General features: G+C 67.3%; 15 protein-coding genes. 14 read left to right on the top strand and 1 reads right to left on the bottom strand.

The genetic code is table 11. From position 1 onward, the window contains the following. The first annotated feature begins 57 nt into the window (after positions 1-57). From BN1959_RS05710 to BN1959_RS05660, 11 genes are read left to right on the top strand one after another with little or no spacing between them, the layout of a single operon-like run. The gene (locus BN1959_RS05710) at positions 58-471 is read left to right on the top strand and encodes an NADH-quinone oxidoreductase subunit A (protein ID WP_053947732.1); all 414 of its coding nucleotides are present in this window, start codon (positions 58-60) and stop codon (positions 469-471) included. Continuing rightward, entirely contained in the window at positions 468-1,169 is a 702-nt protein-coding gene (locus BN1959_RS05705) for an NADH-quinone oxidoreductase subunit B (RefSeq protein WP_053947731.1), read from the top strand. Before BN1959_RS05710 ends, BN1959_RS05705 begins: the two co-directional genes overlap by 4 nt. Then, positions 1,166-2,827, top strand: coding sequence for an NADH-quinone oxidoreductase subunit D (locus BN1959_RS05700; protein WP_053947730.1), 1,662 nt, complete (start codon positions 1,166-1,168; stop codon positions 2,825-2,827). Before BN1959_RS05705 ends, BN1959_RS05700 begins: the two co-directional genes overlap by 4 nt. After that, positions 2,827-3,891 (top strand): complex I subunit 1/NuoH family protein, encoded by a 1,065-nt coding sequence (locus tag BN1959_RS05695; protein WP_053947729.1) that lies wholly within the window; start codon positions 2,827-2,829, stop codon positions 3,889-3,891. Before BN1959_RS05700 ends, BN1959_RS05695 begins: the two co-directional genes overlap by 1 nt. Beyond that, positions 3,888-4,349 carry a NuoI/complex I 23 kDa subunit family protein gene (locus BN1959_RS05690; RefSeq protein ID WP_053947728.1) on the top strand — a complete coding sequence of 154 codons (462 nt, stop codon included), beginning with the start codon at positions 3,888-3,890 and terminating at the stop codon, positions 4,347-4,349. The genes BN1959_RS05695 and BN1959_RS05690 overlap by 4 nt, the downstream gene beginning before the upstream one ends. A 5-nt stretch (positions 4,350-4,354) precedes the next feature. Continuing rightward, entirely contained in the window at positions 4,355-4,621 is a 267-nt protein-coding gene (locus BN1959_RS05685; RefSeq protein WP_053947727.1) for an NADH-quinone oxidoreductase subunit J, read from the top strand. Further along, positions 4,622-5,002, top strand: a complete 381-nt coding sequence (locus tag BN1959_RS05680) for a hypothetical protein (RefSeq protein ID WP_053947726.1) — start codon at positions 4,622-4,624, stop codon at positions 5,000-5,002. Then, on the top strand, positions 5,002-5,304 hold the full coding sequence (gene nuoK, locus BN1959_RS05675; protein ID WP_053947725.1) for an NADH-quinone oxidoreductase subunit NuoK: 303 nt from the start codon (positions 5,002-5,004) through the stop codon (positions 5,302-5,304). Before BN1959_RS05680 ends, nuoK begins: the two co-directional genes overlap by 1 nt. Position 5,305: 1 nt before the next feature. After that, complete coding sequence (gene nuoL / locus BN1959_RS05670; protein WP_053947724.1) at positions 5,306-7,390, top strand: NADH-quinone oxidoreductase subunit L; 2,085 nt, start codon at positions 5,306-5,308, stop codon at positions 7,388-7,390. Further along, positions 7,391-8,920 carry a complex I subunit 4 family protein gene (locus BN1959_RS05665; protein WP_053947723.1) on the top strand — a complete coding sequence of 510 codons (1,530 nt, stop codon included), beginning with the start codon at positions 7,391-7,393 and terminating at the stop codon, positions 8,918-8,920. Continuing rightward, complete coding sequence (locus tag BN1959_RS05660) at positions 8,920-10,401, top strand: NADH-quinone oxidoreductase subunit N (RefSeq protein ID WP_053947722.1); 1,482 nt, start codon at positions 8,920-8,922, stop codon at positions 10,399-10,401. The genes BN1959_RS05665 and BN1959_RS05660 overlap by 1 nt, the downstream gene beginning before the upstream one ends. Positions 10,402-10,417: 16 nt before the next feature. Here the strand turns inward: BN1959_RS05660 and BN1959_RS05655 are convergent, their stop codons facing one another. Continuing rightward, a complete protein-coding gene (locus tag BN1959_RS05655) occupies positions 10,418-10,810 on the bottom strand; it encodes a DUF7522 family protein (protein WP_053947721.1) in 393 nt (130 codons plus the stop codon). A gap of 88 nt (positions 10,811-10,898) precedes the next feature. Between BN1959_RS05655 and BN1959_RS05650 the strand changes: the two genes are divergently transcribed. The 3 genes from BN1959_RS05650 to BN1959_RS05640 all read left to right on the top strand — a co-directional run bounded on the left by BN1959_RS05650 (position 10,899) and on the right by BN1959_RS05640 (position 13,473). Beyond that, complete coding sequence (locus BN1959_RS05650; protein WP_053947720.1) at positions 10,899-11,378, top strand: YbaK/EbsC family protein; 480 nt, start codon at positions 10,899-10,901, stop codon at positions 11,376-11,378. Positions 11,379-11,458: 80 nt separating this feature from the next. Further along, positions 11,459-12,604 (top strand): FecCD family ABC transporter permease, encoded by a 1,146-nt coding sequence (locus BN1959_RS05645; protein ID WP_053947719.1) that lies wholly within the window; start codon positions 11,459-11,461, stop codon positions 12,602-12,604. After that, positions 12,601-13,473 carry an ABC transporter ATP-binding protein gene (locus BN1959_RS05640; RefSeq protein WP_053947718.1) on the top strand — a complete coding sequence of 291 codons (873 nt, stop codon included), beginning with the start codon at positions 12,601-12,603 and terminating at the stop codon, positions 13,471-13,473. Before BN1959_RS05645 ends, BN1959_RS05640 begins: the two co-directional genes overlap by 4 nt. Positions 13,474-13,493 lie beyond the last annotated feature (20 nt).

Below are 13,493 nucleotides of genomic sequence, written 5' to 3'. Positions count from 1 at the left end.
AAATGAACGCTTAAGAGCCGTGGGGTCGAACCCCGGAAACGTTACGGAGAACCCGATATGAATCCATGGATAGCTATCGGCGCGCTGGCGCTTGTTGCGGTCGGCATCCCCGTCGCGATGATGGGGGTATCGGCCCTGCTTCGTCCCAGCGTGCCCGAACAGGGGAAAAGCGCCGTCTACGAGAGCGGCGAGATCCCGACGGGGACGACGCGCATCCGGTTCAACATCCAGTACTACATGGTTGCGCTGCTGTTCGTCGTCTTCGACATCGAGACCGTCCTCATCTTCCCGTGGACGGTCATCTACCGACCGGCCCTCGAAGGGGGCGCCTCCATGATGGAGGTGCTCGCGCCGATGCTCGTGTTCATCGGCGTGCTGGTCGTCGGGCTCGTCTGGGCGTGGCGGCAGGGCGCCGTGCAGTGGGTGTCCAGTCCGCGCGCACTCGAAGAGAAGACGGAGGCAAACCAATGAGTAGCGAACGAGAACTCTTCCGCACCGACGACGCACAAGTACAGACCGAGACCCGCGACGCCCGTATGAGCGGCCAGGGCGACCGGTTCAACTCCAAGCTTCGCGAGGCCTTTGGCTCCTCGCCGTTCATCCTCACGAAGTTCGATAAGTTCATGAACTGGGTCCGGGGCTCGTCGATGTTCATGCTGCAGTTCGGGATCGCCTGCTGCAGCATCGAGATGATGCACACGTACGCGGTCAAGCACGACCTCGACCGCTTCCACGCCGGCGTCCCCCGGGCCTCGCCCCGGCAGGCCGACGTGATGATCGTCCCGGGGACGATCGTCTCGAAGTTCGCCCCGCGGATGAAGCGCGTCTACGACCAGATGCCCGAGCCGAAGTTCGTCGTCGGCATGGGCTCCTGTACCATCTCCGGCGGCCCGTTCCAGGAGGGGTACAACGTGATCAAGGGCGCCGAGGAAGTCATCCCGGTCGACATCCACGTCCCGGGCTGCCCCCCCCGCCCCGAGGCGCTGGTGTACGGCGTCGCGAAGCTCCAGGAGCGGATCGCCAACGGCGAGGCGTCGCCGGTGACGGTCAAGCCCTACGAGCTCGAACAGTTCGGCGACCTCGAACGCGACGAGATCGTCGACGAACTCGCGTCCGAGATCGACGAGGAAGACCTCGTGATGCGCTACAACTGGGCTGATTCACCATGAGCCTACAGGAAGAGTCGGAGACCCCGGAGATCGAGTCCGGCGAGACCGAACTCGAGGCGCTGCTCGGCGACCTCGTGGTCGACCGCGACGACCACGAGAACGCGCCGGCGTTCGTGATCCGGCCCGACACGGTCCAGGAGACCCTCGATCGGCTCAAGAACGAGGCGGGCTACGACCATCTCTCGCTGGTCACCGCCGAGGAGTACCCCGACCGCTACGAGTCGATCTACCACCTGAAGAAGTTCGACGACCCGACCGACGAGGTCAGCGTCGTCGTGCCGACCGACTCGGAGAACCCCGTCAGCGAGTCGGCGGAGCCCGTGTTCCGGACCGCCGACTGGCACGAGCGCGAGGCGTACGACCTGGTGGGCGTCGAGTACGACGACCACCCCGACCTGCGGCGGATCCTGCTGCCCGAGACGTGGCAGGGCCACCCGATGGGGCTGGACTACGACCAGGATCGGCCCCAGATGGTCCCGCTGCGGGAGAACGCGAACCCGCTGCAGGAGGACCAGCGTGCCGACTCCGACTCGGACACGATGTTCGTCAACATCGGGCCCCACCACCCGGCGACCCACGGGGTGCTCCACCTCGAGACCACACTCGACGGCGAGCAGGTGATCGACGTGGAGCCGGACATCGGCTACCTCCACCGCAACGAGGAGCAGATGGCCCAGAAGAGCACGTACCGCCACCAGATCATGCCGTACCCGGACCGCTGGGACTACATCTCGGCGGGGCTGCTCAACGAGTGGGCGTATGCCCGCGCGGCCGAGGACCTCGCGGACATCGAGGTGCCCGAGTACGCACAGATCATCCGCACCATGGGCGCGGAGCTCTGCCGGATCGCGGCCCACATGCTCGCCGTCGGGACGTTCGCGCTCGACATCTACGGCGACTTCACCGCGATCTTCATGTACGCGATCCGTGACCGCGAGGAGGTCCAGAACATCCTCGAGGACCTCACGGGGCAGCGGCTGATGTTCAACTACTTCCGACTCGGCGGCGTCGTCTGGGACCTGCCCGAACCCCGCGAGGAGTTCTTCGAGTCGATCCGCGAGTTCGTGAACGGGCTCCCCGAGCGGCTGGAGGAGTACCACGACCTGATCACGGGCAACGAGATCCTCCAGATGCGGACCGTCGACACCGGGATCCTGCCGAAGGAGGTCGCGAAGAACTACGGCGCCACCGGCCCGGTCGCGCGTGGCTCCGGCATCGACTACGACATCCGGCGTGACGACCCGTACGGCTACTACGACGAGCTCGACTGGGAGGTGCCCGTCGAGGACGGCTGTGACAACTTCAGCCGACTGCTCGTCCGCCTCCGGGAAGTCGAGGAGTCCGCGAAGATCATCGACCAGTGTGTCGATCTGCTCGAGGACTGGCCCGAAGAGGAGCGCAACATCCAGGCCAACGTCCCGCGGACGCTGCGACCGGACGACGATACGGAGATCTACCGCACCGTCGAGGGCGCGAAGGGCGAACTCGGCGTGTACATCCGGGCCGACGGCACCGAGAAGCCCGCCCGGTTCAAGATCCGGAGCCCGTGCTTCTCGAACCTCCAGACGCTGCCGGAGATGAGCAACGGGGAGTACATCCCCGACATGATCGCCGCGCTGGGTAGCCTCGACATCGTACTCGGGGAGGTGGACCGTTGATGCTGCAGGCCGAGACCCCGCTGCCGGACCTGCTCGTGAACCTGCTCGGGCTCGGTGGCTCCGGCGCAGTCGGCGAGTTCGTCGCCGCGCTGCTGGCGGCCTTCATCGTCGGCAACGTGATGCTCGCGATGACCGGCGTCGCCGGCCCGTGGGCAAAGCGGAAGATCACCGCGGCGTTCACCGACCGCATCGCCGCCGACCGAATCGGTCCGAAGGGGATCGGGACGATCCCGGCCGACGCGCTCCGGCTCCTCTCGAAGGAGCTGATCGTCCCCGAGGGCGCCGACCGCCCGGCGTGGGACGTGGCGCCGCTGATCGTCGCCGGTTCGGCGATGCTCGGCTTCGCGGTGATCCCGATGGGCAGCGGCATCCAGCTCGCCGACCCCGAGGTCGGGCTCGCGTACGTGTTCGCGGTCGCGTCGATCGCCAGCCTCGGCATGGTGATGGCGGGCTACGCGTCGAACAACAAGTACTCGATGCTGGGCGCGCTGCGCGCGGTCGCCCAGAACCTCGCCTACGAGATCCCGCTGGTCGTGACGGGGATCTCGGTGGTGCTGTTTACGGGCTCGCTCCGGATGAGCGAGATCGTCGCCGTCCAGCAGGAGACGCTGGTCTCCATCGGCGGCATCGCGATCCCGTCGTGGTTCGCGATCGTCAACCCGTTCGCGTTCGTCCTGTTCCTCGTGGCCAACGTCGCCGAGGTGGGGCGGAACCCGTTCGACATCCCCGAGGCGCCGACGGAGATCGTCGCCGGGTTCCAGACCGAGTACTCCTCGGTGTACTTTGTGCTGCTGTACCTGGGTGAGTTCCTGCACATCTTCCTCGGCGGTGCCATCACCGCGGTGCTGTTCCTCGGTGGCGCGGCCGGCCCCGGCCCGGAGAGCATCGGCTTCCTCTGGTTCGTGGTGAAGATCTGGGCCTTCTTCCTGTTCACTCAGTGGCTGCGCTCGGCGGCGCCGCGGCTGCGTATCGACCAGCTGATCGAAGTCGGCTGGAAGGGGATGCTCGAACTCTCCTTCCTCAATCTGGTGCTCACGGCCCTAATCGTGGGGGTGGTTGTATGATCGGAATCCTGAAAGGCATGGCAACGACGATGAAGCACGCGTTGGACGGCAACACCTTCACGGTCGAGTACCCGGAGGTCGCGCCCGAAGTGAGCCCGCGATTCCGCGGGGTCCACAAGTTCAGCCAGGAGCGCTGTATCTGGTGTCGGCAGTGTGAGAACGTCTGCCCGAACGACACGATCCAGATCGTGATGGACGAGCAGCGCAACGGCGAGCAGTACAACCTCCACATCGGGCAGTGTATCTACTGCCGGCTGTGCGAGGAGGTCTGTCCCGTCGACGCGATCCTGCTGACCCAGAACTTCGAGTTCACGGCGGACACGAAAGACGAGTTCGCCTACAACAAGGAACAGCTGAAGAACGTGCCGTGGTACAAGGGGAGCGACCCCCTCGAAGCCCGCAACCCCGACCGATCCGCGTGGGTCGGCGAGGGTGCCGGCGAGGTCGACTACCAGTAAACACAATGGTCACAGAGACAATCACGTTCGCGCTGTTCGCCGCCGTGACGGTCGGGTGTGCGCTGGGGGTCGTCCTCGTGAAGGACCCCTGGCACTCGGCACTCCTGCTCGGCGGTGCGCTGACGAGTCTGGCGGTCCACTACGTGATGCTGCAGGCCACGTTCCCGGCGACGATGCAGATTCTCGTCTACATCGGGGGCGTGCTCGTGCTCATCACGTTCGCCGTCATGCTCACGCGAACCGAACAGCCGAAACCGGAGGTGTACAGCTAGATGGTCACGCGACCCGAACTCAAGGAGGACACCAACTACGCCAACGGGCTGGCGGCGTCGGTGTTGTTCGTCGTGCTCGCGGCAGTGTTCCTCACGAGCGGCTTTGGCGAGGTCGCGGGCTTCGCCGAGGACGCGTCGCTGGTCGCGGGGATCGGCTACGCGCTGATGGACTTACAGAGCATGTCGGCGATCGCCGTCGAGGGCTTTCTCGCGGCGTTCGAGATCATCGGCCTCGTGCTGGTGGTCGCGACCGTCGCCGCCGTGACGCTGGCGCGCCGACAGACCGACGGCTCGTACGTGACCGCCCTCACCGACGGCGGTCGCGAAGAGCAACGCTCCTCGGAAAGTAGCGAGGAGCCTGACGAGGAGGTGGCGGACTGATGGTCCCCATCGAGTACTACCTCGTACTGTCGGCAGCGGTGTTCTCCATCGGCCTCTACGGCCTGCTGACCCGAGAGAACGCGCTGCTGTTCCTGATGTCGGTCGAACTGATGCTCAACGCCGCGAACATCAACTTCGTGGCGTTCAGCCTCCAGTGGGGAAACCTCACCGGGCAGGTGATGAGCCTGTTCGTGATGGGGCTGGCTGCGGCCGAAGTGGCTGTCGGCATCGGCATCATCCTCGTGCTGTACCGCAACTTCAACGACGTCGACGTGACCCTTCCGCAGTCGATGAGGTGGTAAGATGGTAGGAGCATTCGACTACGCACCGGCGATCGTACTGCTACCGTTCCTCTCGTTCTGTCTCGCGGTCGGGGTCGCCCTCTCCGGGCGGGACCTACTACCGAAAGGTGGCGCACTCCCCGGAATCGCGGCGACCGCCGGCTCGCTGCTGCTCTCCGCGTGGGTGTTCCTCACCGTCAGCGGCGGCGAGACGTACAACGAGACGATCTACACGTGGGCCGCCGGCACCGAAGCGACCGGTAGCCTGAGCCAGCCGCTCGAACTCACGTTCGGGCTGCTGCTCGACCCGCTGTCGGCGATGATGCTGCTCATCGTCTCGCTGGTCGCGCTGCTGGTCCACGTGTTCTCGCTCGGTTACATGAACGACGAGAACGAGACGGGGCTGCCCCGGTACTACGCCGGGCTGGGCCTGTTCACCGCCTCGATGCTGGGGTTCGTCGTCGCCGACAACCTCCTGATGGCGTTCATGTTCTTCGAGCTGGTCGGGCTCTGCTCGTACCTGCTGATCGGCTTCTGGTTCCGCCAGGCCGGCCCGCCCAGCGCCGCGAAGAAGGCCTTCTTGGTCACCCGCTTCGGTGACTACTTCTTCCTGATCGGCGTCGTCGCCGTGTTCGCGACGTTCGGCACCGCGCAGTTCGCGGGCGAGCACTCGTTCCCGCATCTCGCCGAGCAGGCGATCAACGGCGAGGTGACGGTGAACACGTTCCTCGGACTCGGTCCCGAGGCGTGGTTCACCGCGATCGGGCTGCTGGTGCTGGGCGGCGTGATCGGCAAGTCCGCCCAGTTCCCGCTGCATACGTGGCTACCCGACGCGATGGAGGGTCCGACCCCCGTCTCGGCGCTGATCCACGCGGCGACGATGGTCGCGGCCGGCGTCTACCTCGTCGCCCGGATGTACGGGTTCTACGCGCTCTCGCCGACCGCGCTTGCGGTGATCGCGCTCGTCGGCGCGTTCACCGCGCTGTTCGCGGCGTCGATGGGGCTCGTCAAAAACGAGATCAAGCAGGTGCTCGCGTACTCCACCATCTCCCAGTACGGCTACATCATGCTGGGGCTTGGCGCCGGCGGCTACGTCGCCGGCACGTTCCACCTGCTCACCCACGCGTTCTTCAAGGCGCTGCTGTTCCTCGGCGCCGGCTCGGTGATCATCGCGATGCACCACAACGAGGACATGTGGGAGATGGGCGGGCTCAAAGACAAGATGCCCGTCACCTACTACACGTTCCTCGCGGGCTCGCTCGCGCTCGCGGGCATCGTCCCCTTCGCCGGCTTCTGGTCGAAGGACGAGGTGCTGTACGAGGCGCTCGTCCACGGGCTGGGCACCACGAGCGGCCTCGGCACCGCGCTGCTGGTCGCCTACGGGATGGGCCTGATCGCGGTGCTGTTCACCGGCTTCTACACGTTCCGGATGGTGATGCTCACCTTCCACGGCGAGCCCCGCTCCGAGACGGCCGAGGAGGCCAACGAGGGCGGCTGGAACGTGAAGCTCCCGCTGGTCGTGCTGGGGATCCTGGCGACGACCGTCGGGTTCGTCAACATGGTCCCGGTCAAGGACCTCACGGGTGCGGAGATCGACTTCCTGCATCAGTGGCTCTACGGGACCGAGGGCGCCGGCTGGGCCGAAGCGCTCGGCACCAGCGGCTACCACTACCACCACCTGCTGTTCGCCGACTACGGCGCCGGCATGGCGGCGGCGGACCTGCCGTCGTACCTGGTGGGGCTGCTCTCGCTTGCGCTCGCGCTGTTCGGCGCGGGCTCGGCGTACGTCCTCTACGGCGGCGCCGACCCCGAGCCCCACACCGAGAAGCTGGGCAGCCTGCGGGAGGTGCTGTACAACAACTACTACCAGGACGAGTACCAGGTTTGGATCGCCGAGCGCGTCGTGCTCCCGCTGTCGAAGGTCGCCGACACGTTCGATCAGGCGGTCGTCGACGGCATCGTCAACGGCGTCTCCAGCGTGAGCCTGTTCGGCGGCTCCCGGATCAAGCGGATCCAGGACGGGCTGGTGACACACTACGCCGCGATGCTCACGGTCGGGCTGACCGTGTTACTCGTCGGGTTTGCGATCTACGGAGGGTGGTTCTGAATGATCATCGAGACGCTCATCGGCTTCACGTTCGTCGCCGCGCTGGTCACGTTCCTCGTCCCGGACGAGGTCGCCAACCGCGTGGGTGCGGCGCTGAGCCTCGTCCCGCTCGTCGGGACGCTCTGGATGTGGACACAGTTCGACGGGAGCGGCAACGCCCTGACGGGCGGGACGCTCGCGTTCGAGACACAGTTCGACCTGCTGACGCTGTCGGGCTATCAGGTGCAGTGGTTCACCGGGCTCGACGGGATCAGCCTGCCGCTGGTCGTGCTGACGGCGTTCCTGACGACGCTCGCGATCGTGAGCGCGTGGACGCCGATCGACACGCGCCAGTCGCAGTTCTACGGACTGATGCTGTTCATGGAGGCGAACCTGCTGGGGATGTTCACCGCGCTGGACTTCTTCGTCTGGTTCGTCTTCTGGGAGGCCACCCTGCTGCCGATGTACTTCCTGATCGGCGTCTGGGGCGGCCCGCGCCGCAAGTACGCGGCGATCAAGTTCTTCGTCTACACGAACGTGGCGAGCCTGCTGATGTTCGTGGGCTTCGTCGCGCTCACCTTCGGCGGTCTCGGCGACAGCATCGACACGCTGGCGCTGCCGGAGGTTGCGATGGCACTCAACGCGGGCGGCAACGTGAGCTCGTTCATGGGGCTGGCCCCGGACACGCTGAAGCTCGCGGCGTTCCTCGCGATGTTCGTCGGGTTCGCAGTGAAGGTGCCCGTCGCGCCGCTGCACACGTGGCTGCCGGACGCCCACGTCGAGGCACCCACGCCGGCGTCGGTGATGCTGGCGGGGGTGCTGCTGAAGATGGGGACGTACGCGATGCTGCGGTTCAACTTCACGATGCTGCCCGACGTGGCGAGCTCGCTCGCGATCCTGATCGCCGCGCTCGGCGCGTTCTCGGTGATCTACGGGGCGATCCTCGCGCTGGCACAGGAGGACCTCAAGCGCATCGTCGCGTACTCCTCCGTGTCGTCGATGGGGTACGTGCTGCTGGGTCTGATCGCCTTCACCGAGTTCGGCGTCGCCGGCGCAACGTTCCAGATGATCGCCCACGGCCTGATCTCGGGGCTGATGTTCATGGCCGTCGGCGTCATCTACAACACCACCCACACCCGGATGGTCGGTGACATGTCCGGACTGGCCGACCGGATGCCCGTCACGGTGGGCATCCTGATCGCCGGCGCGTTCGGCTACATGGGGCTGCCCCTGATGGCCGGCTTCGCCGGGGAGTACTTCATCTTCGTCGGCTCGTTCCACTCCACGGTGATCCCGAGCGCGCCGCTTTTCACCGCGGCGGCGATGTTCGGGATCGTGATCGTGGCGGGCTATCTGCTGCTCGCGATGCAGCGCACCCTGTTCGGGCCGTTCAGCCTCGATGCCGACTACGAGGTCGGTCCGGCCCCGTTCCACGACGTGGCGCCGCTTGCGGTGCTGCTGCTCGCAGTCATCGCGCTCGGCGTCGCCCCTGACTTGTTCCTCGACATGATTCAGAACGCGATCGCCCCGCTCGTCGGAGGTGGTGCCTGATGGTGACGGCACCGCCGCTGACGCCGACCTTCCTGCTGGGGCTCACGGCGCTTGCGGTGTTGCTCTACGACAGCGTGTGGCCCGATTCGACCGACGCGAGCGTGCTCACGGGTATCTCCGTGGTCGGCTCGCTGGCGTCGCTCGCGACCGCGGGCTGGTTCCTATCCGCCGACACCGGGCTGGCGACCGAAGGCATCTCGCTGTACGCCGACGCGATCGTCGTCGACGGGATGTCGCTGTTCTTCACCGCGCTGTTTGCCGCGGTGACGATCCTGGTGTCGCTGGCGGCGTACGACTACTTCGGCGGCGGGAACCGCGGCGAGCTGTACGGGCTGATGCTGCTCGCGACGACGGGGATGTCGCTGATGGCGAGTGCGAACTCGCTGGCGACCGCGTTCGTCGCGCTGGAGCTGGTCAGTCTGCCGTCGTACGCGATGGTCGCGTTCCTGAAAGAGGACCGCGGGAGCAGCGAGGCCGGCCTGAAGTACTTCTTGATCGGCGCACTCTCCTCGGCGATCTTCGTGTTCGGCGTCTCGCTGATCTACGGCGCCACGGGCTCGCTGCTGCTGCCCGACGTGGCAGCGGCGTTCGAGTCCGGGCTCGGCGACCGAACCGGGATCGCCGGCGTCGGCGTGCTGATGGTCGCCGGGGGGTTCCTGTTCAAGACCGCCGCGGTGCCGTTCCACTTCTGGGCGCCCGAGGCGTACGAGGGTGCGCCCGCGCCGGTCTCGGCGTACCTCTCCTCTGCCTCGAAGGCCGCGGGCTTCGCGCTGGCGTTCCGCGTGTTCGTCGTCGGCTTCCCGATCGGGGCCGCGACGGGCGCGGGGATCGACTGGGCGTTGCTGTTCCAGATCCTCGCGGTGGCGACGATGGTGCTCGGTAACTTCGCCGCCGCCACCCAGGAGAAAGTCAAGCGAATGCTGGCGTACTCCTCGATCGGGCACGCCGGCTACGTGCTGATCGGTCTCGCCGCGATCTCCGCTGAGGCCACGACGAACGGCGACGTGATGGGCGCCGCGATGGCCCACCTGTTCGTCTACGGCTTCATGAACACGGGTGCGTTCCTGTTCGTCGCGCTGGCCGAGAACTGGGGCGTCGGGCGCCGGTTCGAGGACTACAACGGGCTGGGCGCCGAGAAGCCGTTCGCCGCGGTGGCGATGACGGCGTTCCTGTTCTCGCTGGCGGGCGTCCCGCCGCTGGGCGGCTTCTTCTCGAAGCTGTTCCTGTTCGCGGGCGCCGTCGAGGCCGGCCTCTGGTGGCTGGTCGTGGTCGCCGTGATCAACAGCTCGCTCTCGCTGTACTACTACTCCCGCGTCGTGCGGGCGATGTGGTTCGAGGAGGGCGAGCACGACCTCGCCGGCGCGCCGACGGCGCTGTACGCCGCGCTGGCGATCGCGCTGATCGGTACGGTGCTACTGCTGCCCGGGTTCGGGCCGGTGATCGAGACCGCACAGGAAGCCGCGACGGCGCTGTTCGCCTGACCGGCACCGCGTCCTTTTACTCGAAGACGCCACGCACCGCCGCCGAGAGCTCCGACTCACGGTCCATCTTCAGCCCGTCCGTCGTCGCGACGACGCTGGTTTCGCCGATCTGCATACGGGCGACGTAGCCACGGTCGAACTCACACACCGTTTGCCCACCATCGGGATCGGCGGACGGCGGTGACGATCGACCACCGTCGGTGAGCACCTCACACGAGGCTCCCTCCGCCATCGCCTCGTGGACCGGCCCGTCGGTGCCCGGCGCGAGATCGCTGCGGCGGTAGAGCGTCCCGCTGTACTCCGGGCCGTCGACGCTGACGCTGCGGAGCCGGTCGCCGACGACGCCCCGGCAGGCGTGTTCGAGAGCGCTCAGCCGCTGGTCGGTCGCGTTGTCCGCCGATCGAACCATGTTACCCAGTAACAATGCACACGATTATCAATCTATCGCCGGGCACGCCCCCGATAAGCACATACTCCCCGAGAGCGAGTCACGGTGTATGCACGCACGCGTCACGGAGTTCACCGAGGTGGCGAAGGAGCGCTACGGGCTGTCGATCGAGCCGGTCGAGTTCCCCGAGGCGGGGACGCCGACCGCCGAGGACGCCGCCGACGCGGTCGGCTGCGAGGTCGGACAGATCGTGAAGAGCCTCGTGTTCTCCGTGGACAACGATCCCGTTCTCTGCCTGACCTCTGGTGCGGAACACGTCGACGAGAGCGCCATCGCCGAGTGGGCGGGCGTCGCCGCGAGCGAGGTCTCGATGGCGTCGCCCGACCTCGTCCGGGAGGCGACGGGGTGGGCGATCGGCGGCGTTCCGCCGATCTGTCACGAGCGGGAGCTGCCGACGCTGTTCGACCCCGCGCTGCTCGAGTACGGGACGGTCTGGGCCGCCGCCGGCACGCCGACGTCGGTGTGGGAGATCGAGCCCGAACGCCTCCGCGAAACGGCCGACGGCGAGGCCGTCACCTTCACCGAGTGACGCGATCGGGTGGCGCCGGATCGCTACCCTTATACATGTTTAGGTCTGCCTAAATCATATGCAACGCGGGGGAGGTCGTCGTGGCGAGTGAGACGGGCGAGATCGTCCCCGAGCTCCGCGCCGCGGTCTCGTGGATCGACTCCCGGGTGGCGGCGCTGATCCTCGGGAGCTGTCTGATCGTCGGCTTCGGCGGGCTGGTGCAGGTGAGCTTCGGGACGTACACGATGTCGATACTCGACGCGTGGCGCGCCGTGTTCGACCCGGCCGTCTGGACCAACCCTCAGTACCCGCTCCGCCTGCTGCTCGGCGACGGGCTGGGGACGCGCGTCGCGGAGCTACTTGGCTTCTCGACCGCAGAGGTCGAGCTCGGCCGCGAGACGCTGATCGTCTGGGGGATCCGTCTGCCGCGGGTGCTCGTCGCGATGATGGTCGGGACGAACCTCGCGATCTCGGGCGCGGTGTTTCAGGCGGTGACGCGCAACGAGCTCGCTTCCCCGTTCATCCTCGGTGTCTCCGCGGGCGCGGGGCTGGCGATCCTGCTCACGCTCGTCGTGTTCGCCGGGCTGGCGCCGTTTCTCCCGCTGATCGCCGCCGGCGGCGGCGCCGTCGCGTTCGGTCTCGTCTACGCGATCGCGTGGAAGGGCGGTACCAACCCCGTCCGGCTGGTGCTCGCGGGCGTGATCGTCTCGACGGTGTTCAACTCACTCCAGACGGGACTGTTCTTCTTCACCGACGATCTGGGCGTCGTCCAGTCGGCGATCTCGTGGACGACCGGCTCGCTGACCGGGGTCGACTGGGAGCAGGTCCGGATCGCGCTGCCGTGGACGATCGCGACCGTACCGATCACGCTCGCGGGCGCCCGCCAGCTCAACGTCCTGCTGCTGGGCGAGCGCACCGCGCGCTCGCTGGGGATGTCCGTCGAGCGCGTGCGATTCTTACTCTCCGGCGTGGCGGTGCTCGCGGCCGGCACCGCGATCGCGGTCGCGGGGATCGTCAGCTTCGTCGGACTGATCGTCCCGCACATGGTGCGCCAGCTCGTCGGCTCGGACTACAAGCGCGTGGTGCTCGGCAGCGCCTTCGCCGGCCCGGCGCTGGTCGTCGTCGCCGACGTCGGCGCGCGGCTGGCGATCCCCGGCACCCAGCTCCCGGTCGGGATCCTCACCGGGCTGGTCGGCGGCCCGTACTTCCTCTACCTGATGCGCCGCACGGAGGTCGGTCAACTGTGAGCAAACGGGACACCCACGACGGCGACAGCACTGCCGGACCAAACGACGACACGACGGTCGACGCCGACGGCGAGGAGGCGCCGCCCGGGATCGAGGCGAGCGACCTCAGCCTCGCCTACGAGCCGGGCGAGCCGGTCGTCGAACTCGACCGGCTGACCGTGCCCGCCGGCGAAGTGACCGCGCTGGTCGGCCCGAACGGCAGCGGGAAGTCGACGCTGCTGAAGTCGATGAACGCCGAGCTCTCGCCGGAGAACGGGACGGTGTACTTCGACGGCCGGGACGTCGAACAGTACGAGACGACCGAGTTCGCCCGGAAGCTGGGGCTGCTCTCCCAGCAGAACGACGCCCCGGCGTCGACGACGGTGCGGGAGCTCGCCGCCCACGGGCGCTACCCCCATCGCGGCTTCTTCGAGTCGCTGAGCGAGGAAGACCACGAGGCGATCGACCGCGCACTCGAACGCGTCGGCGTCTCCCACCTCGCCGATCGGGCGGTCGGCGGGCTCTCCGGCGGGCAGCAACAGCTCGCGTGGCTCGCGATGACGTTCGCACAGGAGACCGACGCGCTGCTGCTGGACGAGCCGACGACGTTTCTCGACCTGCACCACCAGCTCCGCGTGCTGCGGGCCGCCCGCGAACTCAACGAGGAGCGCGGCGTCACGGTCTGTGTCGTCCTCCACGACATCGGGCAGGCCGCCCGCTTCGCGGACAACCTCATCGCGCTCCGTGACGGCGAGCCCTACGAGTGGGGGCCGCCCGATGAGGTGGTGACGCCGGATCTGCTGGCGGACGTGTTCGGCGTCGAGGCCGAGGTCGGGTTCGGCCCGGAGGGGCCGACGATCGTCCCTCGCAAGCCCGTCGACGAGGAGTGAGGTCGCCGGCCCCATCCGCG

Origin of the sequence: Halolamina sediminis (genome assembly GCF_001282785.1) — an archaeon.
Classification (GTDB): domain Archaea; phylum Halobacteriota; class Halobacteria; order Halobacteriales; family Haloferacaceae; genus Halolamina; species Halolamina sediminis.
The sequence above is the reverse complement of the archived record's forward strand: the minus strand, read 5'-3'. Positions and strand labels throughout refer to the sequence as shown.

Bases quoted from the DNA above. Each gene is read 5' to 3' on its own strand.
- BN1959_RS05660 (WP_053947722.1), top strand. From the start codon at position 8,920: ATGGTGACGGCACCGCCGCTGACGCCGACCTTCCTGCTGGGGCTCACG.
- BN1959_RS05690 (WP_053947728.1), top strand. From the start codon at position 3,888: ATGATCGGAATCCTGAAAGGCATGGCAACGACGATGAAGCACGCGTTG.
- nuoK (WP_053947725.1), top strand. From the start codon at position 5,002: ATGGTCCCCATCGAGTACTACCTCGTACTGTCGGCAGCGGTGTTCTCC.
- BN1959_RS05655 (WP_053947721.1), bottom strand. From the start codon at position 10,810: ATGGTTCGATCGGCGGACAACGCGACCGACCAGCGGCTGAGCGCTCTC.
- BN1959_RS05710 (WP_053947732.1), top strand. From the start codon at position 58: ATGAATCCATGGATAGCTATCGGCGCGCTGGCGCTTGTTGCGGTCGGC.
- BN1959_RS05650 (WP_053947720.1), top strand. From the start codon at position 10,899: ATGCACGCACGCGTCACGGAGTTCACCGAGGTGGCGAAGGAGCGCTAC.
- BN1959_RS05695 (WP_053947729.1), top strand. From the start codon at position 2,827: ATGCTGCAGGCCGAGACCCCGCTGCCGGACCTGCTCGTGAACCTGCTC.
- BN1959_RS05665 (WP_053947723.1), top strand. From the start codon at position 7,391: ATGATCATCGAGACGCTCATCGGCTTCACGTTCGTCGCCGCGCTGGTC.
- BN1959_RS05685 (WP_053947727.1), top strand. From the start codon at position 4,355: ATGGTCACAGAGACAATCACGTTCGCGCTGTTCGCCGCCGTGACGGTC.
- BN1959_RS05700 (WP_053947730.1), top strand. From the start codon at position 1,166: ATGAGCCTACAGGAAGAGTCGGAGACCCCGGAGATCGAGTCCGGCGAG.
- nuoL (WP_053947724.1), top strand. From the start codon at position 5,306: ATGGTAGGAGCATTCGACTACGCACCGGCGATCGTACTGCTACCGTTC.
- BN1959_RS05705 (WP_053947731.1), top strand. From the start codon at position 468: ATGAGTAGCGAACGAGAACTCTTCCGCACCGACGACGCACAAGTACAG.
- BN1959_RS05680 (WP_053947726.1), top strand. From the start codon at position 4,622: ATGGTCACGCGACCCGAACTCAAGGAGGACACCAACTACGCCAACGGG.